The 26,134-nt window shown below is 49.9% G+C and carries 17 protein-coding genes; 11 read left to right on the top strand and 6 right to left on the bottom strand.

Going from position 1 to position 26,134, the window contains the following annotated elements:
- Positions 1–173: 173 nt before the first annotated feature.
- The gene (gene htpG, locus AC3WQT_RS21100) at positions 174–2,081 is read left to right on the top strand and encodes a molecular chaperone HtpG (protein WP_492706774.1); all 1,908 of its coding nucleotides are present in this window, start codon (positions 174–176) and stop codon (positions 2,079–2,081) included.
- 87 nt (positions 2,082–2,168) lie between these two features.
- Here htpG and AC3WQT_RS21095 read toward each other — a convergent pair whose 3' ends face one another.
- Positions 2,169–2,675, bottom strand: a complete 507-nt coding sequence (locus tag AC3WQT_RS21095) for a DUF3016 domain-containing protein (protein WP_492706773.1) — start codon at positions 2,673–2,675, stop codon at positions 2,169–2,171.
- Between the two features lie 280 nt (positions 2,676–2,955).
- Between AC3WQT_RS21095 and AC3WQT_RS21090 the strand changes: the two genes are divergently transcribed.
- The 4 genes from AC3WQT_RS21090 (at position 2,956) to AC3WQT_RS21075 (ending at position 9,043) form a co-directional block, all read left to right on the top strand.
- A complete protein-coding gene (locus tag AC3WQT_RS21090) occupies positions 2,956–3,480 on the top strand; it encodes a DNA-deoxyinosine glycosylase (protein ID WP_492706771.1) in 525 nt (174 codons plus the stop codon).
- 167 nt (positions 3,481–3,647) lie between these two features.
- The gene (locus AC3WQT_RS21085; protein ID WP_492706769.1) at positions 3,648–4,460 is read left to right on the top strand and encodes a spermine/spermidine synthase domain-containing protein; all 813 of its coding nucleotides are present in this window, start codon (positions 3,648–3,650) and stop codon (positions 4,458–4,460) included.
- 51 nt (positions 4,461–4,511) lie between these two features.
- On the top strand, positions 4,512–6,293 hold the full coding sequence (gene tfpB, locus AC3WQT_RS21080; RefSeq protein ID WP_492706767.1) for a type IV pilus assembly ATPase TfpB: 1,782 nt from the start codon (positions 4,512–4,514) through the stop codon (positions 6,291–6,293).
- 23 nt (positions 6,294–6,316) lie between these two features.
- Complete coding sequence (locus tag AC3WQT_RS21075; RefSeq protein ID WP_492706765.1) at positions 6,317–9,043, top strand: CHASE domain-containing protein; 2,727 nt, start codon at positions 6,317–6,319, stop codon at positions 9,041–9,043.
- Here the strand turns inward: AC3WQT_RS21075 and AC3WQT_RS21070 are convergent.
- Positions 8,977–9,885 carry an SDR family oxidoreductase gene (locus AC3WQT_RS21070; RefSeq protein ID WP_492706764.1) on the bottom strand — a complete coding sequence of 303 codons (909 nt, stop codon included), beginning with the start codon at positions 9,883–9,885 and terminating at the stop codon, positions 8,977–8,979. The two genes, AC3WQT_RS21075 and AC3WQT_RS21070, sit on opposite strands and share 67 nt — an antisense overlap.
- Before the next feature lie 12 nt (positions 9,886–9,897).
- Here AC3WQT_RS21070 and AC3WQT_RS21065 point away from each other — a divergent pair, with 12 nt between their 5' ends.
- From AC3WQT_RS21065 to AC3WQT_RS21055, 3 genes are all read left to right on the top strand, one after another.
- Positions 9,898–10,923 carry a CDP-6-deoxy-delta-3,4-glucoseen reductase gene (locus tag AC3WQT_RS21065; RefSeq protein ID WP_492706762.1) on the top strand — a complete coding sequence of 342 codons (1,026 nt, stop codon included), beginning with the start codon at positions 9,898–9,900 and terminating at the stop codon, positions 10,921–10,923.
- 273 nt (positions 10,924–11,196) lie between these two features.
- Positions 11,197–12,393: an acetylornithine transaminase gene (locus AC3WQT_RS21060; protein WP_492706760.1), complete on the top strand. Its 1,197-nt coding sequence runs from the start codon at positions 11,197–11,199 to the stop codon at positions 12,391–12,393.
- A 146-nt stretch (positions 12,394–12,539) separates the two neighbouring features.
- Positions 12,540–14,561: an alpha/beta hydrolase family protein gene (locus tag AC3WQT_RS21055; protein ID WP_492706759.1), complete on the top strand. Its 2,022-nt coding sequence runs from the start codon at positions 12,540–12,542 to the stop codon at positions 14,559–14,561.
- Here AC3WQT_RS21055 and AC3WQT_RS21050 read toward each other — a convergent pair.
- Positions 14,544–15,443 carry a LysR family transcriptional regulator gene (locus tag AC3WQT_RS21050; RefSeq protein ID WP_492706757.1) on the bottom strand — a complete coding sequence of 300 codons (900 nt, stop codon included), beginning with the start codon at positions 15,441–15,443 and terminating at the stop codon, positions 14,544–14,546. The genes AC3WQT_RS21055 and AC3WQT_RS21050 overlap by 18 nt on opposite strands.
- Before the next feature lie 136 nt (positions 15,444–15,579).
- On the opposite strand from AC3WQT_RS21050, the gene AC3WQT_RS21045 reads away from it, so the two are divergent.
- On the top strand, positions 15,580–16,593 hold the full coding sequence (locus AC3WQT_RS21045; protein ID WP_492706755.1) for an NADP-dependent oxidoreductase: 1,014 nt from the start codon (positions 15,580–15,582) through the stop codon (positions 16,591–16,593).
- A gap of 54 nt (positions 16,594–16,647) precedes the next feature.
- Here the strand turns inward: AC3WQT_RS21045 and AC3WQT_RS21040 are convergent, their stop codons facing one another.
- A complete protein-coding gene (locus AC3WQT_RS21040; protein ID WP_492706753.1) occupies positions 16,648–18,351 on the bottom strand; it encodes a glycoside hydrolase family 44 protein in 1,704 nt (567 codons plus the stop codon).
- A 393-nt stretch (positions 18,352–18,744) separates the two neighbouring features.
- On the opposite strand from AC3WQT_RS21040, the gene AC3WQT_RS21035 reads away from it, so the two are divergent.
- Both AC3WQT_RS21035 and AC3WQT_RS21030 read left to right on the top strand, forming a co-directional pair.
- Positions 18,745–22,083: a S41 family peptidase gene (locus AC3WQT_RS21035; protein WP_492706751.1), complete on the top strand. Its 3,339-nt coding sequence runs from the start codon at positions 18,745–18,747 to the stop codon at positions 22,081–22,083.
- A gap of 196 nt (positions 22,084–22,279) precedes the next feature.
- Complete coding sequence (locus tag AC3WQT_RS21030) at positions 22,280–24,199, top strand: hypothetical protein (RefSeq protein WP_492706749.1); 1,920 nt, start codon at positions 22,280–22,282, stop codon at positions 24,197–24,199.
- Between the two features lie 18 nt (positions 24,200–24,217).
- Here the strand turns inward: AC3WQT_RS21030 and AC3WQT_RS21025 are convergent, their stop codons facing one another.
- Together AC3WQT_RS21025 and AC3WQT_RS21020 are read right to left on the bottom strand one after the other, a co-directional pair.
- A complete protein-coding gene (locus AC3WQT_RS21025) occupies positions 24,218–25,063 on the bottom strand; it encodes a DUF2189 domain-containing protein (protein ID WP_492706747.1) in 846 nt (281 codons plus the stop codon).
- 98 nt (positions 25,064–25,161) lie between these two features.
- Complete coding sequence (locus tag AC3WQT_RS21020; RefSeq protein ID WP_492706746.1) at positions 25,162–26,133, bottom strand: alpha/beta hydrolase family protein; 972 nt, start codon at positions 26,131–26,133, stop codon at positions 25,162–25,164.
- Between the last annotated feature and the right edge of the window lies 1 nt (position 26,134).

The raw sequence follows: 26,134 nt of genomic DNA, 5'->3' as shown, positions 1-26,134 counted from the left end.
TATCCCTAAACGCCAGTGATAAAAATACACTATTTACATGTTTTTTAAACAATCATCTTGAAATCCAACAAAGCGGCCTCACCTTCCCTGCTCAAGCAATGCTGCAAACAATGTTACAAAAACAGCAGCAGGCAATTATTGCCATTGTCACTAAAAAATCTTTGAGGGAAACCATGTCAGAAAAGCAAACCTTGGGCTTTCAGGCCGAAGTCAAACAACTCTTGCAATTGATGATCCATTCCTTGTATTCAAACAAGGAAATATTTTTGCGCGAACTGATCTCGAATGCTTCTGATGCATCAGACAAACTGCGTTTTGAAGCCATCAACAATGCCAGCCTGTTTGAAAACGATCCTGATCTGCAAATCAAGGTCAGTTTCGATAAAGAAGCTCGCACCATCACTATCGCCGACAATGGCATAGGCATGAGCAAAGCTGATACAATTGAACATCTGGGCACGATCGCCAAATCCGGCACCAAGGAATTCTTTGGCAAATTGTCTGGCGACCAGCAAAAAGACGCGGCCATGATAGGCCAGTTTGGTGTTGGTTTTTATTCCGGCTTTATCGTTGCCGACCGCATCACCGTAGAAACCCGGCGCGCCGGTCTGCCAGCAGACCAGGCTGTACGCTGGGAATCTGAAGGTGCGGGCGACTTCAGCGTCGAAGATATCGTCAAGGAAGGTCGCGGCACCAGCATCACCCTGCACCTGCGCGAAGGTGAAGATGAGTTCCTGTCGGCATGGAAACTCAAATCCGTTATTCGTACTTATTCCGACCATATCTCCCTGCCTATCAAGATGCAGAAAGAAGAATGGGATGAAGAGAAAAAAGAACAGGTTTTGAAAGATGAACTGGAAACCATCAACCAGGCCAGTGCCTTGTGGGCGCGCAGCAAGTCCGAGATCACGCCTGAGCAATACGATGAATTCTACAAACATGTCTCGCATGATTACACAGCGCCGCTGACACATACGCATAACCGTGTTGAAGGCCGTAGCGAATACACGCAATTGCTGTACATCCCGGCACGCGCGCCATTTGACATGTGGGACCGCAATAAGCGCGGTGGCATCAAGCTGTATGTCAAACGTGTCTTCATCATGGATGATGCAGAACAACTGATGCCGGTCTACCTGCGCTTTGTCAAAGGTGTTATTGACTCCAACGATCTGCCTTTGAATGTCTCGCGCGAAATACTGCAGGAAAGCCGCGACATCAAGGCTATCCGCGAGGGCTCGACCAAGCGCGTGCTGGGCATGCTGGAAGATTTGGCAAATGCTGACGGTGACGACGCTAAAGAGAAGCAAGACAAGTACACCACATTCTGGAAAGAATTTGGCCAGGTGTTGAAAGAAGGCGTCGGTGAAGACAATGCCAACAAGGAACGTATCGCCAAGCTATTGCGCTTTGCCTCTACCCACAATGACAGCGATGTACAGAACGTGTCGCTGGCAGATTACCTGAGTCGCGCCAAAGACGGTCAGGACAAGATTTACTATGTCACGGCAGAAAGCTATGCGACTGCCAAAAACAGCCCGCACCTGGAAATCTTCCGCAAAAAAGGCGTTGAAGTTCTGCTGCTGACCGACCGCGTCGATGAATGGATGCTGTCCTTCCTGAACGACTTTGAAGGCAAGGAACTGGCGTCTGTCGCCAAAGGAGGCCTGGACCTGGGCCAACTGGAAGATGAAACAGAAAAGAAACAACATGAAGAAACGCAGACCGAGTTCAAGGACCTGGTCGAGAAAATGAAAACAGCCCTGGCAGATAAAGCCAAGGATGTACGCGTGACTTTCCGTCTGACTGATTCCCCAGCCTGCCTGGTGGCTGATGAACATGATTTGTCTGGTAACCTGGCACGCATGTTGAAGGCTGCGGGTCAAAGCGCGCCTGAATCCAAGCCTATCCTGGAAGTCAACCCTGACCATCCTTTGGTACAGAAACTCAAATATGAAGAGGCCAAGTTCAATGATTGGTCACACATCTTGTTTGACCAGGCTCTGCTGGCGGAAGGCGGCCATCTCAGCGACCCTAGCGCTTTTGTGAAACGTCTTAATGAGATGTTGCTGAGTAAGTAAAAGTAAGCAAATGAGTCAATAAGCTCTCTCATCCCTGCGCAATGAAAAACGGACTCAATATTGAGTCCGTTTTTTTATGTAACAAGCTCAGCGCGAAGGGAAAATCTTGTCACGCTGCTGTTTGGCAAACCAGTCACGCAACATCTGTTCTTCATAGCGAAAGCTGGAATTGCCAGTGGCCAGACCCGAGCGCATGAGGAAGTTCATATCCTTGACATTTTCCGTACCTGAGGCAACGCTTTTACCTTTTTCGTCTTTCAAGTCAAAACTGAAAGTCATGCGCGGCCAGTATAAATCCTTGATGACACGTATGTCATCGACAGTATTACGGAAAAATGGACGTACATCGCCAGCAAGGTCAACATCGGTGACTGTCACATCCCATTGATAAGCGTCGGGCAATTTTTTTGCCAGGTCTGCAAATATCAGGTCAAGTTCCTTGATCATGCGAGCCTGGAACCCTGATTTGGACTCATTACCGGGGCGAATATCAGTAAACTTTTCAGGCTCCTGCCAGGTGACCTTCACTTCACCTGCTTGTACCTGCGCGGTCATTACAATAGCCAAAAACACTGTGCTAAAAGTCAATTTCATTTTCCACCTCCTGTTTCATTCTACTATAGCAAGTACTGCAAGATTTTTCCCTACTTCAAGAATAGTTCATGAATGCAAAAACGACCAGACAATGCCGGTCGCCAGTCATAATGAATTTTGTCACAAAGTTTTGCAGCAGAATGTCTCACTAATGTCTCACTATTGTCTTGCTAATGTCTTACGACAGGTTTCTATCACAAGATAAAAGAAGCATGCGAGACCGTACTGCACACCAAAGGCTACTGCTTATAATATTGAGACCTGACCAAATATAAATCGAATGAAAGCTTCTTCCCTGACCTCGCCTTCCCAATCTCTTTTACTACAAGGCTTTCCACCAGTAGTGAATGGGGATACCCACACATTGATACTGGGCAGCTTCCCCGGCGTTGCTTCACTAGATGCAACGCAATACTATGCATTCAAGCAAAACCAGTTCTGGCGTCTGGTTTCTGCCTCTCTGGGCACAGACCTGGTCAGTCTGGAGTATGAACAACGCCTGCAAGGCTTACTGGCGCATGGTATAGGTTTGTGGGATGTATTTCATTCCTGTGTACGCGCAGGCAGCCTGGATTCAGCAATACGTGAAGGCAAGCTGAATGATTTCAGTGGTTTGCAAGCAAGCCACCCCCAATTGCGCAAGCTTTGTTTCAATGGTCAGACGGCAGGCAAAATGGCGGCTTACTTCAAGGAGCGTGGCTATCTGACGGCGATACTTCCTTCATCTTCTCCTGCTTATGCGATGCGCAGTTTTGAAGAAAAACTAAGGGAATGGCAAGCCGAGCTAGGGCCTGCCGCTCCCTGAAATTCATTTCATCAGTAACATTAAGCTATAGCGCCACGACATCGCTGCCGTGTCCGGCATGGCAGGAAAAAGCAAAATTTGCAGCTTTTTCAGTCAAAATTTATTACAACTTGTATGAATGATGTAAATTTGCTTTCCATAAACACTATGGAGGTTAAAATAAGCGGATGCTAATCAAACGAAAATCCATAGAAGCCGAGGCCAACCACCGGTCTGGCCCCACGGCAGCGGCGCCCAAGAAAGCCAACCGCAAACCCAAATTTGCTCCAGTAACCCTGTCTGAAATGGATGGAGTACGCTTTTTGCATTTTGGTACCGAATGGGTACAAGGTGCCATGCGCCTGCGCAAACCAGATGCCATTGAACTCGAATACGCGCAACAGATGATGGCCTGGATGCTGTTCATTGATGCACCACAACACCTGGCGCAGTTGGGACTAGGGACCGGTGCATTGACCAAATTCTGTTACCGCCAGTTCGAAGAGGCATCAGTAACGGCTGTAGAGCTCAATCCCTCAGTCATTGCCATTTGCGAAAGCATGTTCAAATTGCCAGCCAATGATGATCGCCTGCAAGTGCTGGAAATGGATGCACTGGATTTTGTTAATGATGACAATAATCATGGCCATTTCGATGCTCTGCAGGTGGATTTATACGATGCCACCGCACGTGGGCCAGTACTCGACAGTGCAGAATTTTATCAAGCCTGCGCAAATTGCCTGAACGATGAAGGCATACTGACAGTCAACCTGTTTGGTGACCACCCCAGCTATGCACGCAACCTTAAAGCCATGCGCTTTGCCTTTGACACCGTGCTATGCCTGCCGGAAGTCCATGATGGCAACGTTGTTGCACTTGCCTTCAAGCGCAAACCTGAATTGAATTTCCCTGACCTGTACGAGAAAGCTGAACAGATCAGAGCCAGTACCAAATTGCCAGCAAAATCCTGGGTAAACGGACTAAAAGCCGGCTCAAAGTAGCCTGCGATGCAAAACAATTCCAAAATAAATTGATGGAAACGGCCATACAGTATGAATAAACCCGCACACCGCAGTCTGAATCTGCAACAAATTTTCACCTGGTTGATGGCTGACGGCATCATCCTCAAAGATGAAGCCAAGACCCAGTTCCACGCGACCCAGGGCTTGTTGAAAAATGGCCCAGCCAGCATGCATCCCTTGACGGCAGTGGCACAGGCCAGGTTGCATTCGGCCATTTCCCCGCATATTTTGCTGACGCTGGACTGGTTGACAGAATGGGTAGCAGGCAAGGTGAACGTGCCTTTCTATCGCATTGATCCCTTGAAGATTGATTTCACCAGCGTATCTGATGTCATGTCTGCATCCTACGCAACCCGCTTCAACATACTGCCGGTAGAATCAACAAGCAACACTGTCGTAGTCGCAACGACTGAACCATTCAATACTGAATGGCAAGATGAAATACTGAAATTCAGCCGCAAGGAAATTCGCCTGGTGCTGGCGAACCCACTGGAAATTTCACAATACATCGTCCAGTTTTTCTCCTTGGCCAAATCCATCAAGGATGCGCGTAAATCGAATAAGAATGACGCCAATTTACGCCAAAACTTTGAACAACTCATAGAAATCGGCAAGACCAACAAGCAGGTTGATGCGAATGACCAGCATATTGTCAATATTGTTGACTGGCTATGGCAATTTGCCTTTGATCAGCGCGCTTCCGATATCCATCTGGAACCCAAACGAGATATTTCTGTCATCCGCTTCCGTATTGACGGTGTCTTGCACCAGGTGTATCAGGTACCGGCCACCATCATGATCGCCATGACAGCCCGTATCAAATTGCTGGGCCGCATGGACGTGATCGAAAAACGTCGCCCCCAGGACGGTCGTATCAAAACCCGTACCAGTGAAGGCCAGGAAGTCGAATTACGTCTGTCCACCCTGCCCACGGTGTTTGGCGAAAAAATGGTCATGCGTATTTTTGATCCTGAAGTCGTCGTCAAAACCCTGCCGGAACTGGGTTTCCCACTGAATGACGCCAAGCGCTGGGATCATCTGACCAGTAAGCCACACGGTATTATCCTGGTGACAGGACCTACCGGTTCCGGTAAAACCACCACCCTGTACACCACTTTGAAGGCTCTCGCCACACCGGACGTGAATGTCTGCACCGTCGAAGACCCTATCGAGATGGTAGAAGGCTCGTTCAACCAGATGCAGGTACAGTCGTCCATCGACCTGAGCTTTGCCGATGGTATACGCGCCCTCATGCGTCAGGATCCTGACATTATCATGGTGGGTGAGATACGTGACTTGCCAACCGCCGAAATGGCCATACAGGCCGCACTGACGGGCCATTTGGTCTTGTCCACTCTGCATACCAATGACGCACCTTCAGCCATCATGCGTCTGCTGGAACTGGGCGTTCCTTATTATTTACTGGAAGCAACTATCATTGGCATCCTGGCCCAGCGCCTGGTCAGAACCCTGTGCATCCATTGCAAGTCGCCTGAAGGTGAGTTGCAGGATGCCGTCTGGGATACCCTGACCGAAGGCTGGGGTATCAGCAAACCGGAGAAAATTTATAAACCTGTCGGTTGCCCCGAGTGCCGCCAGACTGGTTTCATGGGACGTACCGGTTTATACGAATTGCTGACGGTCACTCTGCCCTTCAGCAAATTGATCACTGAAAGTGCCGATATCCACGCCCTGCGTTCACAAAGCATCAAGGATGACATGAAACCCTTGCGCATTGCAGGCGCATATAAGATCATCGAAGGTGTTACCACGGCAGATGAGGTCTTGAAAGTCACTTCATCACTGATCTAGCATAGTCTTCAGGGAAGGCGGGGATGCGTTCAACACCGCAAAGTGATACGCGACAACTACTATGGCAAATGCTGGTGCTTGCCATACTGTATGCGGCACTTGGACGCCTTTCCCTGTTACTTGCCATCCCACCTGGTTATTCCATCGCCATCTACCCTTCTGCAGGTGTTGCACTGGGCATGGTTCTCACTGGTGGCTACCGTCTCTTGCCTGGCGTGGCAGTCGGTGCATTCATTGCCAATTTACTCATTAACCAGAGTATCTTTGGCAGTATCAATACCAATTCATTGATTGCATCAACCATCGTTGCTGCGGGTGCCACCTTGCAGGCCTTCACTGGCAGCAAACTGATCCTGAAAAAATTACAGGACAATCTGGCGCTGGATACAGACAAGGCGATTTTCCAGTTTTTTATCTATGGCGGCGTCATTGCCTGCCTGGTCAATGCCAGTATCAGTGTCACGGCGCTGGTGGCTTTGGGGGTGATTCCCTGGCAGGATTTTTTCAACAACTGGATAGGCTGGTGGATAGGCGATACCTTTGGTGTGCTGACGATTGCCCCCATCATCATGGTTATTTATGGCAAGCCACGTGAAATCTGGTATGCCAGGCGCTGGAGCGTCATGGTGCCACTGCTGATATGCCTGATGCTGGTGATTACCGCATTTGCCTTTACCCGTTACCGGGAAGAACAAAAACAGCAGCTTGAATTCCGCCTGAAAGCTGAACGCATAGGCCAGAATCTGCAAAACAAGCTTGATACGCATGCCGACATCATGCGCAATATCGAGCGCCTGTATGCAAGTTCCATACAAGTCGGCCGCAATGATTTTGCCACCTTTGTCAGTCATAACCTGCAAAGTCAGAAAGCCATTTCCTTCCTTTCCTGGGTACCCAGGGTAGATCTGCAACAGCGTGAAAGCTTTGAAGTGACCGTGCTGCGCGAAGGTTTTGCCAATTACCAGATACAGGAGATGAATGAATTTCAGCAACTCGTTGAAGTCAGTGTCAGGGATGAATATTATCCCGTCCGGTATATAGAGCCTTTTTTCGATAATCACCAGATGTTTGGTTATGACATGGGGTCAACCACGGCACGCAGGATCGCGATAGAGGATGCGCGTGACAGCGGCCACCTGACAGTAACCGATCCCTTGATTTTCAATGAGACTGATGGCAGAGAGCAATTGCACGTGCTGCTGTTTGCGCCTGTCTATGAAAATGGCAAACCGCAAGCGACCATGGAACAAAGGAAAATTGCTTTTTCAGGGGCAGCAGTCAGCATGATACGCATGGCTGACGTGGTCAGGGAAATTCTCTCCAATGAAGACATGCGTAGTGTACGCATCAAATTTTATGATCTCTCCTACCCTGGAAAAAGAGGAATATTCATCGATGAAATCAGCGGACTGAATCAGGGTTATCTGTTCCAGTCCACCATCAATTTTGGTGGCCGGCAATTTGCCTTACAGGCGCAACCTTCATCAGAATATTGGCGCACCCATGTTGCATGGATCACCTGGATCACCATGATAGGTGGTCTGCTGTTCACTGGCCTGCTGGGTGCCTATCTCCTGGTGGCAACGGCGCATACCTTTGGCGTAGAGAGTCTGGTCGCGCAAAGAACTGCAGAATTGCATGACAGTGAAGAGCGCCTGCGCACCGTACTCGATAATGCAGCGGAAGGGATCTTGACGACGAATGAAAACGGCATCATAGAATCAGCCAATCGCTCTGCTGAAGTTTTGTTGAAATATGCTCATGGCAGTCTGCGTGGCAAAAACATGTTCAGCCTGTTTCCTGATCCGCAATCACTGCAATTCCTGTCAACACATTTGCGCACGACCAACCGTGAAAAGCAATTTGAAGTGGCAGGAAAAAGTGAACGCAGAGAATTACTGGCCAGGCAAAAAGATGATCATGATGTACCTGTGGAATTGGCAATTACCCGCGTGCGCCTGGGCTTGCAGGTCTTGTACGTCATTATCGTGCATGATCTGTCCGAGAAAAAACGGGTAGAGAAACTCAAGACTGAATTTGTTTCTGCCGTCTCGCATGAATTGCGCACACCGCTGACTTCTATCCGTGGTGTGCTGGGCCTCTTGGTTGGTGGTGTCGCCGGTGACATCCCTGAAAAAGCACAAGCCATGCTGATGATGGCAAATGACAATGCCAAGCGACTGACGACGCTCATCAATGATTTGCTGGACTTTGAAAAGTTGGAATATGGCAGCATGCAATTCCATTTCGAGACACTGCCCCTGGCGGATTTGATAGACAGTACCTTGCAGTCAAATCAGGGATATGCGCAAAGTTTTGATATAGGCATACAGTATGAAACACCGGTAGATCAAGCTGTGCATGTACGCGTGGATTCACAGCGCTTCGTGCAAGTTTTGTCCAATCTGCTGTCGAATGCCATCAAGTTCTCGCAGCCACACGGGCAGATCGACGTGCGCGTCACGACCGGCCAGGATCAGGTACGCATAGAAGTACAGGACTATGGCATAGGTATTTCAGAAGAATTCAAGAGCAGCATCTTCCAGAAATTTACCCAGGAAGATGCCAAGGCCGCCCGCAAATATGCCGGTACAGGCCTGGGCCTCAGCCTGAGCAAAACCATGATAGAAAAAATGGGCGGGCAAATCGGCTTCAGCAGTACAGAAAACCTGGGCTCCTGCTTCTATATCATTTTGCCACTTGTTACTGCAGCGACTGCCGCTGCCACACCGTCAACCACCGAGGCATAACGCAGACGCGCCCCCAGTTCCAGCTTGATACGCTGGTTTTGCATGCGCCGTGATTCTGACATGAACGACAATAGTACCGGGCTGACCTGCTGCTCCAGTTCAGTACGTGGCAAACGCGGTGGCTTCGGTAGTGCAAAGGCATCGGCGACCAGATCGAAATAGGTGGCCATCTTCATGTCGCTATCATCGACAGCATGGTATACCCGGTTAGGAAAGCCTCTGAACAATGCCAGCCTGATCAATCGTGCCAGATCATCTGCATGAATGTGATTGGTGTACACATCATCAACCTCTATCAGCGCGGGCGTGGCTTTGTGCAGACGTTCCAGCGGCAGGCGGTCAGCCGCATAAATACCTGGTACTCTCAAGATGGATAAACAAGAATGGCTGCGCCTGGCCCAGGTGCGCAGGCAGTTTTCTGCAGCCACGCGGCGCTGGGCGCGGGCGTTTTGTGGGCTTACCGTTCTGGTCTCGTCAAAGGATGCACCGGCACAGTCACCATACACACCTGTCGTACTGACATAAACAAGGCGGCTCTTGTCAGGTAAAATGGCGGTCAAATTTTGTGTGCGCCTGTCGGTCTTGCCTTCTGAGGGTGGTGGTGCCAGATGAACAACCCTGTCTGCCAGACCTTTGAGACGGGCCAGGGTATCAGGCTGGTCCAGGTTTCCCAATAAGGGAGTGGCACCGGCGGCACGTAGCTCTGCGCAGCGCCCGGTCTGGCTGGTCAGGGCAAAGATGCGGAAATGCTGACTCAACAGGGGCAGCAGGCGCATGCCTACGTCGCCGCAACCTATGATAAGCAAGCGTGGCTTGCCAATTTGTTTAAACTGTTTTTTCATGTTCAGGATTGTATGACTTTTCAAGTAAGCGTCACCCCTAGTGGCCGTCAATTTAGCTGTGAAGAAGATGAGACCGTATTGTCGGCAGCTCTGCGCGCAGGCGTCATATTGCCATATGGCTGTAAAAATGGTGCCTGCGGCTCTTGCAAGGGCAAGATAGCAAGCGGCACTGTACAACATGGCCCGCACCAGCAACGTGCCCTGCCTGAGGCTGAAGAAGCCCTGGGCATGTCCTTGTTCTGCTGCGCTAAACCGCAATCTGACCTGGTCATAGAAGCACGTGAAATCGTCGCTGACGGTGACTATCCGGTCAAGAAAATGCCTAGCCGCATTGCAAAACTGGAAAAATTGTCACACGATGTCATGCTCATCGCCTTGCAATTACCTGCCAATGAGCGCCTGCAATACCGCGCCGGCCAATATATAGAATTTATGCTCAGGGATGGCAAACGCCGCAGCTATAGCATGGCGAATGCACCGCACCTGGATGAGCAGATCACCTTGCATGTGCGCCATATGCAAGGTGGCCTGTTCACTGATCAGGTGTTTTCTACCCTGAAAGAACGTGACATCCTGCGCTTTGAAGGCCCGCAAGGTACTTTTTTCCTACGCGAAGATAGTGAAAAACCAATTATCCTGCTGGCTTCCGGCACTGGCTTCGCCCCTATTAAGGCGCTGGTGGAACACTTGATCTTCATAGAATCCAAGCGCCCCGTCAGCCTGTATTGGGGTGGTCGCCGACCTGCTGACCTGTATATGCATAGTCTGTGCAAGGAATGGGAAAAGCAAATATCAGGCTTTACCTATATCCCTGTCGTTTCTGACGCCTTGCCTGAAGACGAGTGGGCAGGCCGTAGTGGCTTTGTACATCAGGCCGTCATAGCCGATCATGCAGACTTGTCAGGCCATCAAGTCTACGCTTGCGGCGCACCTGTCGTGGTCGATTCAGCCAAACGTGACTTTACTGCTCAGTGCCAGTTGCCTGTGGACGAGTTCTATGCTGATTCATTTACTTCCGAGGCTGATCTGGCGAATTGATGCAAACAGGCTTTTTGGGTGCGCCCGAAAATTTATTTTGACGCAGTGCGCAAAAAGTCCTACTATCCGTTTTATGAAAATTTTTACTGACATGTCCTCACCGAATATTGCACGACGTCGCAACTCGCTTAGCGAGCCTGGGCCGATGTAGGAGTGAGCGTGCGCGTAAAAAGCTGCACCACGAATATCCAGCCACAGGTTCCGCCCTGTGGCTTTTTTTTACCTTGAATTTTTGTCTACCCCACCCACTGTAACGACCTTAGGAGTCTTGAAATGGAATTCAGTCAGTACAACGTAAATTCCCTGATGTACATCACCCCACGCCCCGAACTCGTGTTCGTCGAAGGCAAGGGCATGTATTTGACTGATCACAAGGGCAAGCGATATCTGGATTATCTGCAAGGCTGGGCCGTCAATTGCCTCGGTCATTGCCCTGACGTGATTCATGATGCGCTGGTAACGCAATCCAAGAAATTGCTGAACCCCTCCCCGGCTTTCTATAACGCCCCTATGGTGGAGTTTGCTGATTTGCTGACCAAAAACTCTTGCTTTGACCGCGTGTTTTTTACGAATAGTGGTGCCGAAGCCAATGAAGGCGCTGTCAAACTGGCGCGCAAGTGGGGCCAGTTGAACAAGAATGGCGCGTTTGAAATTATTACTTTTGACCATGGCTTCCATGGCCGTACCCTGGCGATGATGTCTGCATCTGGCAAACCAGGCTGGGACACGATTTTTGCCCCGCAAGTCAGCGGCTTCCCCAAGGCAGACTTGAACGATATCACTTCAGTAGAAAAACTGATCACTGACAAAACTGTTGGTGTCATGCTGGAACCAGTACAAGGCGAGGGCGGCGTGATCCCCGCTAGCCCTGAGTTCATGCAAGCCCTGCGTGAGTTGACAAAGAAGCATGGCCTGCTGCTCATCGTTGATGAAGTTCAGACCGGCATGGGCCGTACTGGTGAATTGTTTGGCTATCAATTGTCCAACATAGAACCAGACATCATGACCCTGGCAAAAGGCATAGGTGGCGGTGTGCCACTGGGTGCCCTGCTGTGTCGTGAAGAAGTGGCCTGTTTCGTCCCTGGCGACCAGGGAGGCACTTATAACGGCGCACCTTTGATGGCAGCGGTGGGCAAGGCCGTATTCAATGAATTGAACAAGCCTGGCTTCCTGACTTCGGTCAAGGAAAAAGGCGAGTACCTGAGCCAGCAACTGGAAAAACTGTCTGAAGAATTCGGCATGCAAGGCGAGCGTGGCTTTGGTTTGCTGCGTGCCTTGAAACTGGGTGAAAACATCGGTGGCAAGCTGGTAGAAGTTGCCCGTGACATGGAACCAGTAGGTTTGCTGATCAATTCACCTCGCCCTGACCTGCTGCGCTTCATGCCGGCATTGAATGTGACAAAAGAAGAGATTGATCAATTGATCAGCATGCTGCGTGTAGTGATACAACAAGTCAAAAACCAGGACTAAGTTTAGCCATCAACGCAAAAGAATTGGCCTGTATTGTGAGAGCAGTACAGGCCATTTTTTACGACAAGAATATTGCCTCTAAAGCATGTTTAACATTTTTTAATCTGTATATAATGCACGATTCCATTCCAGCAATGAAAGCGCGCATGCACAACTTTTACAAGCCTCTCGCCTGCAAAATCGCCCTCGGTGTTTTCAGCAGCATGTTTTTGCTTCACACCCCGGTTTCGCATGCGGCGGCTGAGCCCATTCCGATTGCCAGTTTTTTCAGAGAATCCCAGTTCCGTGATGCCCGCCTGTCACCGGATGGTAAAAACATCGCCATGATCATGAAGGGTGCCAACGACCGTATGGTGCTGGCAGTGCTGGAAGTAGGTCAACTACGTCCGGAAATTATCGCCAATTATGAAGACAAGGATGTACGGTCCTTCCACTGGATCAATAATGATCGTCTGGTGTATGACTTGACCGACCTGCAATACAAGGAAACACAACGTTTTTTTGGTCACGGTCTGTATGCAGTCAATAAGGACCGTAGCAAGCGTCTGCGTCTGGTCACGCATCAGTTTACCGGTGCCCGTACCAAGCTCATAGGCAATGAGTTACCCTGGTACACTCACTATCTAGATATTGCACATGGTTCTGGCTCACCAGATGTCTATGTCACACAGGCTGTAGAAGCAGGTTCCAATGTACATGATCTGTATCGCTTGAATACCTTGACTGGTAATACTGAACTGGTTACCCGTCCTGGCAAGGTCGGCAGATGGCTGATAGACAAGGCAGGTGTACCGCGTATTGCAGTAACGACCGAAGACGAAAAAGCGATCATTTATTATAAAGACCCCAAAACTGATACCTGGCGTAAGCTGGCCACGTCAGACTGGACATCAAATGACAGGATTACTCCCGTATTTTTTAGTCCCGAGGGTGATTTATATGTACGTGCAAGCAACGGCAAAGACTTCAGTTCACTGTACCGCTTTGATCTGGAAAAAAATCAATTGGACCCTGAGCCAGTGATTTCTTTGAAAGGCTACGACTTTGATGGGCAACTGATATATAACGGCCCGCAAAAGAAAGTACTCGGCCTGCGCTATGAAATGAGCAGACCTGCGACCATCTGGTTTGATGAAACCATCGCTGAAAAACAAAAGCAGATCGATGCGCTTTTGCCAGATACCTATAATTCCTTGCATTTCCCTTCAGACCTGAAAACCAATATCGCTCTGATCTATTCTTATTCGGATGTCGCCCCCGGTGCATGGCAATTGTTTGATTTCAATACTGGGAAATTAACACGCCTGGGCGTCAGCAAGCCTGAGATTAAGCCGGAACAAATGGCCGAAAAAGAAATGTTGAACTACGCGGCTCGCGACGGCATGCAGATACCGGTTAATCTGACCCTGCCCAAAAACAGCAACGGCAAAAACCTGCCGGCCGTGGTTTTGGTACATGGTGGCCCCTATGTGCGCGGCAACCATTGGAGCTGGAATCCACAAGCGCAATTCCTCGCCTCTCGTGGCTATGTTGTCATAGAGCCGGATTATCGTGGCAGCACAGGTTATGGTAGCAAACATTTCCGCGCTGGCATCAAACAATGGGGTCTTGCGATGCAGGATGATATCGCTGATGCTGCCAAATGGGCAGTTGCCAAAGGCTATGCAGACCCTAAACGTATTTGCATTGCCGGTGCCAGTTACGGTGGTTATGCCACTCTGATGGGCCTGATCAAAGACCCGGATATCTTCCGTTGCGGCATAGAATGGGTAGGCGTGACAGATATCAACCTCATGTACGACATCCACTGGAGTGATTTTTCAGATGAGTGGAAATGGTACGGCATGCCTGTGCTGATCGGTGACCAGGTCAAGGATGCTGCCCAACTAAAAGCCACTTCGCCTTTGCAAAATGCCGACAAGCTGACCCGCCCTTTACTGATGGCTTATGGCAAGCGTGACCACCGGGTACCTATAGATCACGGCACCAAATTCTACAAGGCCGTTAAAGAAAAAAATGCCAACGTCGAATGGGTAGAATACGCGGAAGAAGGCCACGGCTTTAATCTGCTCAAAAACAATATCGATTTTTGGGGCCGTGTAGAAAAATTCCTTGATCAGAATATTGGTAAAAGCCAGTCAATGGCGGCATCAGACGCCGGTAAATAATCGCTCCTGCAAAAAGGCCACGAAAGTGGCCGTCTTCAACGCCAGCCAGTCACGCGCTGGATACACTGCATACACAGGTGAACCACTGGGCAATTGATAGTTGTCCAGCACCGCCACCAGTTCCCCGCTTTGCAAGTGCTTGCTGACGATCAGCCTGTCTATCAACAAAATACCAGCCCCCGAACAGGCGGCAGCAACCAGCGCAAGACCATTATTTGATTGGAAGTGGCTGCTCACTCTGACCTTCTTGATCTCACCGTGCTCATCAAGCAAGGTCCATTCGTCATTGGCCCTGCCTGCTGCATTGATATACAGCAGACAGGCATGTTGTGCCAGGTCTTCAGCCACAACAAGATGGCCTGCGTTTGCCAGATAGGCTGGTGCAGCGCAAAGTATGCGCTGACTATCCACCAGCTTGCGTGCAATCAGGTTGGAATCATCCAGATGCGCGACCCGGATGGCAACGTCGATTTGCCCGGCGATCAGATCCACCAGTTTGTCTTCTACTTGCAGGGCAAAATCGATTTGCGGATAACGCCTGCAAAATTCAGTCATAACCGGTACCAGCCTGGCTACAGCGGGCATCGGGCAGGTTACACGCAAGCGCCCTTTCACTTCTTGCTGGTGCTGGCCTGCCATTTGTTCTATGTTGGCCAACGCAGTATCGATGCGCTGGGCTTCATGCAAGACTTGCTCACCAATTTCGGTCAAGGTCAGTTTGCGCGTGGAACGCTGTATCAGGCGTGCTCCCAAATCATCTTCCAGTTTTGCTAATTGCCGCGACAACAAGGACTTGCCGCAACCAAGCTGGGTGGCAGCCTTGCTGATGCTGCCAGCGCGGATGATGGTGGCAAAGACTGCCAGATGTTGTGGATTCAGCATGAGTACCCCTCTTTCATTGTCTCACTTTAAGCAACAATATTATGCAATATCCCTGCCTTATCAGGCAACAATATCCTGTCTATACTGCTCTTCATGGTCAGCGCTTCGCTACCTTACCACTCGACAAGGAAAAAACATGAACGCCATCAATTCTCAATTCAAACTCGCAGCCCGTCCACAAGGCAGCGTTAAAGCCAGCGATTTCAATCATGTCACGGAGCAATTGCGTGACTTGCAAGCAGGCGAAGTGCTGATCAAGAACCTGTATATCTCGCTCGACCCTGCCATGCGCGGCTGGATGAATGAGAGCAAAAATTCCTATATGCCACCAGTTGCGATTGGTGAAGTCATGCGCGCCCTGGCTGTTGGCAAGGTAGTTGAATCAAATAATCCTAAATTTGCAGTCGGCGACCATGTCAGCGGCATACTGGGCATGCAAGAGTATGCTTACTCTGACGGCAATGGCATCAGCAAGGTTGACCCCAAACTGGCCCCGCTGCCACTGTATCTGAGTACCCTGGGCATGCCAGGCATGACTGCCTACTTTGGTTTGCTCGAAGTCGGCCAACCCAAGGAAGGTGATACCGTTGTCATCTCCGGCGCAGCAGGTGCTGTTGGCACCATCGTTGGCCAGATCGCCAAGATCAAGGGTGCGCGTGTTGTTGGTATCGCCGGTGGCGCAGACAAAGTCCGCTACCTGACAGAAGAACTGGGCTTTGATGCAGCAATAGATTATAAAAGTGAAGATGTCAGTGCAGCACTGAAACAGCATTGCCCTAAAGGCATAGATGTGTATTTCGATAATGTCGGCGGTGACATCCTTGATGCAGCCCTGGCGCAACTGGCATTTGGTGCCCGCGTTGTGATTTGCGGTGCGATATCCCAATACAACAATACTACGCCAATCAAAGGCCCATCAAATTACCTGAACCTGATGGTGAAGCGCGCGACAATGAAAGGCGTGATGGTATCCGACTTTTACCCACGTGCCATGGAAGCCGCCATGGTCATGGGTGGCTGGATCATGTCTGGCAAATTGAAAAGCCGCGAAGATATCGTCGAAGGCCTGGAAAATTTCCCTGAGACTTTCCAAAAACTGTTCACTGGTGAAAACAATGGCAAGCTGATTTTGAAAGTAGCTGCTGCCTGAGCCAGGTAGCCTGACTCAGATGAAAAGCCACCAGCATGCTGATGGCTTTTTCAATCAGGGTTTCAACACGAAATGCAAGACAGATCGTGCAGGCAAGGTATAACTGAATTTATTCTTCGAAATATTGCTGAGGCCGCTTCTGGCAGTGATGGCATTACTGCTGCCGCTGACACCCCAGACTTGTGCATATTTAAGATTCACGGGGTGGTTTAATTGAAAGCTGCTTGTTACATTGCTGGCCTGACGATTGATGGCAATGACATGAATGACGTTGGGATCATTAACATCAACCGCTGCATACACCGCCGCATTTGCGTTGTTACTGGAAACGGCCTTGACTGACGTGGCCGGAAAAACAGATTTATTACCATCGTAATTTCTGTATATTTTAAAACCAGCAGCAATGAACTCTTCTGCATCACCAAAATAAGTCGCCAGATAGACGCCCTGCTTGCCAAAGGTACCCAGTGCATCTGCCTGGGCGATGGCACCAGTAATATCGCTCTTGCCACCGAAATCATATTCAGTCACGGCCAGTTTGGTGCCGGGATAAAAATCATTGATGGATTGCTGCAACTTGGGCAGCATTTGCAAAGCGCGCCCATCGGTGAACCCATTGCCGGTCTGGGTAATCCAGCTAGGCTCTACATAAGTAGAATCCCACAGACTGCGGGCAGCCTGTACACGGTCAGTCGCATTGTAAGACGCTTGCGGATAGTAATGAAAAGAGAATACATCCAATAAACGACGACCAGCACTTTGCGAAGCCTGGTTCATTTTTGCCAGATAGGTATTCGCCATGGCCATGCCATTGTAACGGTAGCGGTCACCAGTATTATTACTGTAATAGGGTTCCACATTGTATTGCGCCCAGTCAGATGGCTGATGTGAAGCTGAACCATCCCACACCGCCCACAGGCTGAACAACCCCAGATAGCCACTGATTGCCGGTCCAAAGGTTTCGGCAGAAGCATCCATGCGCTTGACGGTTGTCGCGAGGCTGATATTCCTCTGCAAAACATCAGTGACTGTGGTCAGCGAGGGGTATAGATTGGCATGCGTGCCACTCTCTCCGCTGTTCGTCGTCCAGTGATGCCAGAGATCAGGCTCATTATCCAGTTCATAGCCTTTCACGCCATTTGTTGTAGAGGCAGTGCCATATTTTTGTACGAGAAAATTGATTTCTTCATCAATATAGACCACGCCATCACTCAGGCCTGGTGTCAGACTCAGACCACCAGCCGCTGCTGGTTTGTCATTCATGATGTTTACCCAACGCGCAGTATCCACATTCGACGGCCCAGCGGTGCTTTGCCACAGCTGGTAACCCATGCAAGTCGATGGAGGATTCAGATTAACGATGTCCTTGGGTAATTTGCCCGCAGCAGGCAATTGCAGCAAAGAATAAGTGCCCAGCACCAGCGACTGATCCTGGAAATTTTGTAATGCAGCACCCGGCGCATAATAAGCCAGGCCATTGTTTGAATTGGGATTACCCGCCCCGGCAGTCGCACTGACACCGGCATTGGAAGAATGACACCAGTCATTACCCGAATTGCTGACGCCATTTTCCCAGTTATAGCTGGTCATGTTATTACCGCCCAGGCGGCGCGAGCGCAAATTCAGGCTTTGTAAACTGGCTTGTCCGCCCTGATTGGCCCAGCCTGCTCGACCAGTACCATCGGCGTAAGCGTTATAACCATAGATCAGCGGGCTGATAGTCTTGCGCTCTGCCTGAGTATCAATGGAAAATGTCACATTCTGTGCCGACGTTGTCGAAATTTCCGCCGAAATACCCAGAATTAAAAGAACTTTACACAAGCTGACTTGTCTCATGATGCACCCTTGGTCTGCTCGTAAGTGAATTATTTCCAAGTGGAAACTCAGCACTCAGGGTACTTCATAATTTTTAACAATTCAAGAAACGTCTGGCAGCCAAATGTAACTGTAAAACATGCTGTTTCTGTTTTTCCTTGGAATAAATGAAAAACTGCTTACAGAATGTTGCAAATCCCGTTATTGCGTATTGTTTTTCACTCAGCCTTTGCATGTATTTGAGGCTATTTTTTTGCAACATGACTTTGTAATTTTAATTTCAATTTACACAAGTATTTATTAAAAAATCATCCACATCCATTTTCGAGAATAACAATGAGACCAAGCAAACTCGCCCTCGCTCTAAGCCTGACCAGCCTGATGACTACCGCACTAGCTGCACCTGCCTATTATCGTTTCCCCAGCATACGTGGTGATGCTGTTGTATTCACGGCAGAAGGCGATTTATGGAAAGTGGCAAGTAATGGTGGCCAAGCGCAAAGGCTGACCAGCCATCCTGCGGCAGAAGTCTTGCCCGCTATTTCACAAGATGGAAAATGGCTGGCATTTTCTGCTGCCTATGAAGGTGCGAACGAAGCTTACGTCATGCCCATGACAGGTGGCGTACCCAAGCGCATCAGTTTCGAAAATGATCAGGTATCTGTCCTGGGCTGGACTGCCAGTGGTGAAGTATTGGTAACGACACTCAATAGCACAGGCCCGGCCTCGCACCGTATCATCGCCGCTATCAACCCGCAAACCCTGACGCGCAGGGTATTCCCGGTGGCAGATGCGAATGAGGCTGTGCTTGATGACAGTGGCAAGTACCTGTACTTCACCCGCTTTGGCTTGCACATGACGAATGACAATGCCAAACAATATCGCGGGGGTGCTACAGCACAAGTCTGGCGGTATGACGTACAAGCTAAAACTGAAGCCACACAATTATTTGCAGAAGACAAGAGTAACAACCGTCGTCCCATGCTGTGGAAGGGCAAGCTCTACTTTGTCAGCGATCGCAATGGTGCCTTCAATATCTGGAGCGCCAATCCTGATGGCACGGATGCGCGCGTCCTGACCCAGCACAAGGAATGGGAAGTGCGCAATCCCAGCATCGCTGATGGCAAAATAGCCTATCAATTGGGTGCCGACTTGCATGTACTTGATATTGCCAGCGCCAAAGACCAGACCTTGAATATAGACCTTGTGTCTGACTTTGATCAGCAACGCAAGCGCCAGATCAAAAACCCGATGGAATATGTGTCGAATATAGAAATCGCTGGCAAGGAAGAACGCCTGCTGTTCACTGCGCGCGGACGCCTGACCATTGCAGGCTCAGGCCCGCAAAGACGCATAGACTTACCCGTGCCAGAAAACGCCCGCGCCCGCGAAGCCGTGTTTTCGCATGATGACAAATCCGTGTATGCCATTGTCGATACCACGGGTGAAAATGAAATCTGGAAATTTCCTGCCAATGGCGTAGGTAAACCTGAAGTGCTGACAACCAATGGTGACGTACACCGCTACCGTATCATCCCCTCCCCTGATGGCAAGTGGCTGGCTCATACCGACAAGCGCGGCAGGCTGTGGCTGCTGGATCTGGCAACCAAGACCAATCAGGTGATTGATGATGCAGGCAAAATTGGCGCTGAAAGGCAGGAAGAAGTCATCTGGTCGCCAGACAGTAAAACCATCGCCGTCGTCAGGGCAGACAACAAATTGCAAAGGCCGCAGATAGGTCTGTACGCTGTCGACAGCAAGCAAATACACTTTGTCACCAGCGATAAATACAACTCACATGCACCGGTGTTCTCGCCCGATGGACGCTGGCTGTATTTTTACTCTGAACGCAATTTCCAGGTCAGCAACCGCGCGCCCTGGGGTGACCGCAATATGGGACCGCATTTTGAAAAGCGTACTGGCCTGTATGCACTGGCTTTGCAAGCAGGGAATCGCTTTCCTTTCAAGGCTGACGATGAGTTGAGCAAGTCCAGTGACAAAGCCACAGATAAGGAAAAAGACAAGGACAAAGAAAAAACAGACGACAAGAACGCCGACAAGTCCAAGGATAAGCCTGCCGATAAAGCAGACGAAGTCAAGAAACCTGCCAAGCCCGTCCTCCCTTCCATACAGTATGCCGGTCTGGCCGAGCGCTTGTATCAGGTACCACTGGCGTATGGTAACTACCGCGACCTGGCCATTGATGAAAAACGCCTGTATTTCACTGAAGCAGAAGGCACGGATGGCAAGTCCACGTTGAAGACTCTGGCGATAAGCAAGACTTCACCACAACCCGACATTTTTGCCGGCAACATACGCCAGTTTGATTTGTCTGCCGATAAAAAACATGTGTTTTATCGTCAGCAAATTGGCACTGGGCCGCAGGAATTCTTTGTTGTCGAAGCCGGTGCAAAACAACCGGGCGATGTCAGCAAATCCAAAGTCAATATTAACGACTGGGCTTTCTTCCTCAGCCCTAAACTTGAATGGCAGCAAATGTATGCCGATGCCTGGCGCATGCACAGAGACTTTTTGTTTGACGACAAAATGCGTGGCGTAGACTGGAACAAGGTACGCACCAAATACGCACCACTGGTCGACCGTATTACAGACAGGGCTGAGTTGAATGATGTATTGGGCATGATGGCCAGCGAAGTCAGCACCCTGCATTCGCAAAGTCGTCCTGGTGATATACGCCGCGCAGCACCAGAAGGGCAAGCTGCCTCGCTGGGTGCGGTACTGAGCCGCACGGCAACTGGCTACCGCATCGACCATATTTATCATACCGAAGCAGAATTGCCGTCCGAGCGCACACCTTTGTCGCAACCTGACCTTGACGTCAGGGAAGGCGACATCATCACCGCTATCAATGGCCAGCCCGTGCTGGAAGCGCGTGATATCTCAGACCTGTTGACCAATCAGGCAGACAAACAGGTATTGATGCATGTCAAACGTGGCGACCAGGCTGCCCGCGCTGTCATCGTCACACCGGTCAACATGATGAAGCATGCCAATCTGCGTTATAGCGACTGGGAGCAAAGCCGTAGCGAGCAAGTCAGCAAGGCATCGCAAGGTCGTATCGGTTACCTGCATCTGCGTGCCATGGGTGCGCAAGACATCAACAGCTTTGCCCGCGAGTTTTATAGCAATATAGAGCGCGATGGCCTGATCATAGACGTGCGCCGTAACCGTGGTGGCAATATCGATAGCTGGATCATAGAAAAACTCTTGCGCAAAGCATGGGCTTTCTGGGCTTCACCAACCTCGGCACCATATACCAATATGCAACAGACCTTCCGTGGTCATCTGGTTGTGCTGGTTGACGAGTTGACTTACTCTGATGGCGAAACCTTTGCCGCCGGCGTCAAGGCCTTGAAGCTGGGGCCGCTGGTGGGCAAACGCACTGCCGGTGCTGGCGTATGGTTGTCAGACAATAATTCGCTGTCTGATAATGGCATGATCAGGGCCGCTGAGAATGCACAGTTTGGCATGGATGGCCGCTGGCTGGTAGAAGGCATAGGTGTAGTACCGGATGTTGAAGTGGACAACCTGCCACATGCAACCTTCAATGGCAAAGACCAACAGTTAGAAGCCGCCATACAGTTGCTGGAGAAGAAATTGAAAGAACAGCCAATTAAAGTTCTGGTGCCGCAAGCCATTCCACCTTTGAAATAAGTAGCAAGTAAGTAGCAAATAAGTAGTTGCTCATATTGCATAAAAAATCCTCATAGTTAAACACTATGAGGATTTTTTTTATTTAGCTCAATGCCCGCGTTTTGCCCGCTAAGTGAGGCAGCGCACAAAGTATTTACGAATGCTCAGTTATTGTGTAAATACGGATAAAAGCAGGTCTTAAGAAAGCAGGTAGTGCATGATAATCTCGCCCATCAGTTCAGTGACGACACCGGGATTGCAAGCTGCATCAGCAATCAATCTCGCTACAATTGACGCCCTGTCTCCAACAATAACCAGCAACCCCGGTTCGCCCGATGCAATTGCAACAGGCAGCAATAACATCACTGTTGACGTTTCTGCCCTTGGTGAATTGCTGGCCTACACAGCGCGCTTGCAAAGCAGGCAAACTGCAAATGCCCCGGTTACGGATACGGTGGACCCGGCGGATACAACTCAAGTTGCAGCTGCATCCAAAGCTGATGTTGCCCAGCTCACCGCCATCGCAACTTCTTTTGTGGATGCATTTAATCAACTGCAAGCCAGCAATTCCGACCTGGCGGAAAACCCCTTGATACCCACTAGTAGCGACAGCCTCTTGCAAGCCATGAATGCCGGCGCACAAAACACAGACGGCAGTAGCCTGTTCGAGCAATTGGGGAGAATTGGGATCAATTTGCAAACTATCGCCCAGCCTGACAGCAATAGTTTTCTGACACTGGATGTGAATGCTTTTCAAAATGCCCTGGCTGAAGATCCTGCGGGCACAAGCACTTTACTGACGCAGGCTTTACAAGTACTGGGTAGCGCAGAGAGCACCGTTATTGCACAAAATCAGGAGCTTGGTTCTGGCAATATCCTGACGAATACAAATATCAATGAAACTGCCAGGGCTACAAGCTCAACTGAAAGTACCGGTACAGATAACAATGTCAGTAACAGCGCTGCCTCATCGGTTAATTTGAATGAAGATGTGGGCACCGCAACGACCAACGCCAATGCAGAACTGCAGCGAGCATTGGGAGATGAAGCACTGCAGGTGGCAATCGATACCACCAGAAATTCTCAGACTGTAGTAGCAAATACCAATGGCACAAACGATACAGCAAACAATGCCGTGCAGGCAAGGCTTGAAATACCCGCATCTCCAGAAACAACGACAGCAGCGCCTGCCACAAGTGATGCTGCAAATATCTCGCAAAATAATGCCGCCATCAATCCAGCAGCAGATACATCTACGGACACAAGAACGACCACAACGTCTGCTACAGGGACTGACATAGCCTCGAATGCAACAGTGAATACACGAGTTACGGATACCAGTGCAAACAGCAACGCGCTTTCAGCCACAGCAGAGACGACGGACATCACCGTCAATCAACCTTCACAGGCGCAGGGTAAACAAATAACGGCGCAAACCCAGCCTGCGGAAACCGTGGATACGCCCACGCTATTACAGGCAGCTATAAGCGCTGGAAACAAGTTATCTGCCAACCCTACGACACCATCTTCACTGTTGACAGAAAGTCAGCTGGAAAATCAGGTTGCTGCAATTGCGGCTAAATTAAATGAAAGCACTACGTCCAATACCGCTTCAAGCAATGCGAAGATGACACTCAATACCCCATCCACATTTGAAGAAGTCAGCAAGACACTGGATACCATCAATCAGGCCACCGCAGCAGCAAATAATATTGCAGCCAACAAGCCGCCCGCATCAGCCATCCAGGCATCAACGGCAGTTGCTACTCCAGTGCCCGTCAATACCAGCGTCCAACAAACTACGCCTGTCAACAACAGTGCGGTAGTCAACACCAGTGCCAATGTGAACGGCATACAGGCCAGCATCAATCCCCTGATTTCTGCTGCTGTAGCTGCATTTCGTGTGAGAGACGGCCTGCAAGCCAACACAACAGAAAAACCGCGTTCAGCTGAAGCTGATGCAGTCACAGCGCCAGAAGCCGTTACAGTGGTAGAACCTGTTACGCTGGATTTGCATGAACATGCACAAAACCAGCGTCATGATGCAGAGGCTGACTCTGCATATCATCAAGCCGAGGAATTGGGTGAGCCGGAAAAAGATGCAGAGGCTACTGGCAATATCAATGTCAATATTTGAGCAAATCAAGGCATAAGCTTACTCTGGAATTTTTACAACTCTTTGGCGATCAGCAACGTTGCCAACCACATCCTTATACGCATGCCAGCTTGCATGAGCGATGATGGGCATGAGTACCAGGAAACCCAGGTTCCAGCTCATGAAGCTCAGCACCACGCTGGTGATGATCAGTGAAGACCAGACGATGGTCGCCGGGACATTGACGAACAAGGCAACGCAACTGATGATCATGGCGGTAATGGCGTCGGTATCCCTGTCCAGCATCAAGGGTATGGATACCCAACTGATGGCAAATACCAGGCTGGCAAAAACAAAGCCTATACAGACATATACGGCCAGAAATTCCAGATTATTCAGTGAAAATAATTGTGCCAAAAACCCCTGCATGGTCGGCATGCCCTTGTTATAAAACAACGCGAAGATCACCAGCGAAGCACGTGCCCATACCATCATGATGACGGCCAATACCAGCGCCAGCACGCCTATATTGCTCCAGCGCCCGCGCATGGAAAACACGCTACCCAACAAGCCTGAGCGTACATTTTCAAGGCGACGACTGATACCATATAAACCCAGCGCAAGCAAAGGTCCTACCAGCAGAAAGCCACAAGTCAGGGCTGACAGATATTCAGGTGCATTATTCAGCACCAGTCGCAGGACCAGACCCATGGCGGCAAAACATACACCATAAAAAATGCTGGCGCTACCAGACGCGCGAAAATCCTGCCAGCCCAATCGCAACCAGACCAGTGGCCGGAACATGCCCACCCGGCGCAGTGGCGGAAAAACTGCTTCATTGTCGATGACAGTCTTGATGTCAGGTGGTGCACTATCCCCGCCCCTGCCTTGCGATTGATTTACCATCTTGCCCCCGGATATTTGGAAATGTCCGTTTCTTTGATACGGATCGTTTTTCATCCTAAGACAGTCAGACGCTAATAGCAATCCATACCGTACATGTTTTACTTTAGTTTGGTGCGCAAGAAAGTATTCAACCCAGCGCTCAATTCGGGCGCTATTGGTAGAGTCGGATCTGTATAGGAAGCCATTTGCTGCGTCATGTCCCCTTTTATGATTTTCAAGACATGGTTCATATCATGTACCAATAAGCTGTCTGCATCTGGCTTGGCCGTCATCAGTACGGTCAATTGCGTCGTATCTACCTGTATATCCTTGTCACCCTGTATCAGCAAAACAGAGCAATTCAGTTTGCCTATCTCTTCTTCTGGTGAGTATTGAAACCAGGAAATAAGATAAGGCTGTACGCTGTCGCGATACAAAGATTTCAATTCTGTTGGCACGTCGGTATAGGTTTTTCCAGCTTGCAGGCTACTCAGAATTTCTTCATTCCGTGCGGCCAGTGGTGGTGGCAATTTCCCTTGCAATTGCTGACGCAAAACATCAGCGGCATTTTTTGCCGGGCCAGCCACGGATATATATGCCTTGACAGATTCTTGCCGGGCAGCCAGCATGGCAATAAGGGAACCTTCGCTATGTCCCAGAATGGCAACACCGGAGAAACGTGCATCTGCCTTCAACAGCTTTAACCAGGCAACTGCATCCTGCACATAGGTTTCAAAGCGCAAATCAGCCTCGGATGTAGCTGCGCTGGCACTACCTGCGATACCGCGCTTGTCAAAACGTACTGATGCAACTCCTGCTTGTGCCATGGATGCCGCCAGCATTTTCAGGGAATCATTCTTGCCTTTGAGTCCTACGGAATTGCCATCCCTGTCGGTAGGGCCAGAACCTGCAATGAGCAAGACCACAGGTAATTTGCCTTTGCTGACGGGCAGTTGCAGGCTGCCGTCAATTTTCCCGGTAGTGGTAACAAGAACGATATTCTGGTCATTGCCGGATTGATCCTTAGCCAGACCGGGCATGCAAAAAACCAGGCCAGCCATCAAGGTGATGGCAGAAACAAAAAAACGCATG

The organism is Undibacterium sp. FW305-107, assembly GCF_058788535.1.
Note: the sequence above shows the minus strand (reverse complement) of the source record. Positions and strands in the feature narration are given on the sequence as shown.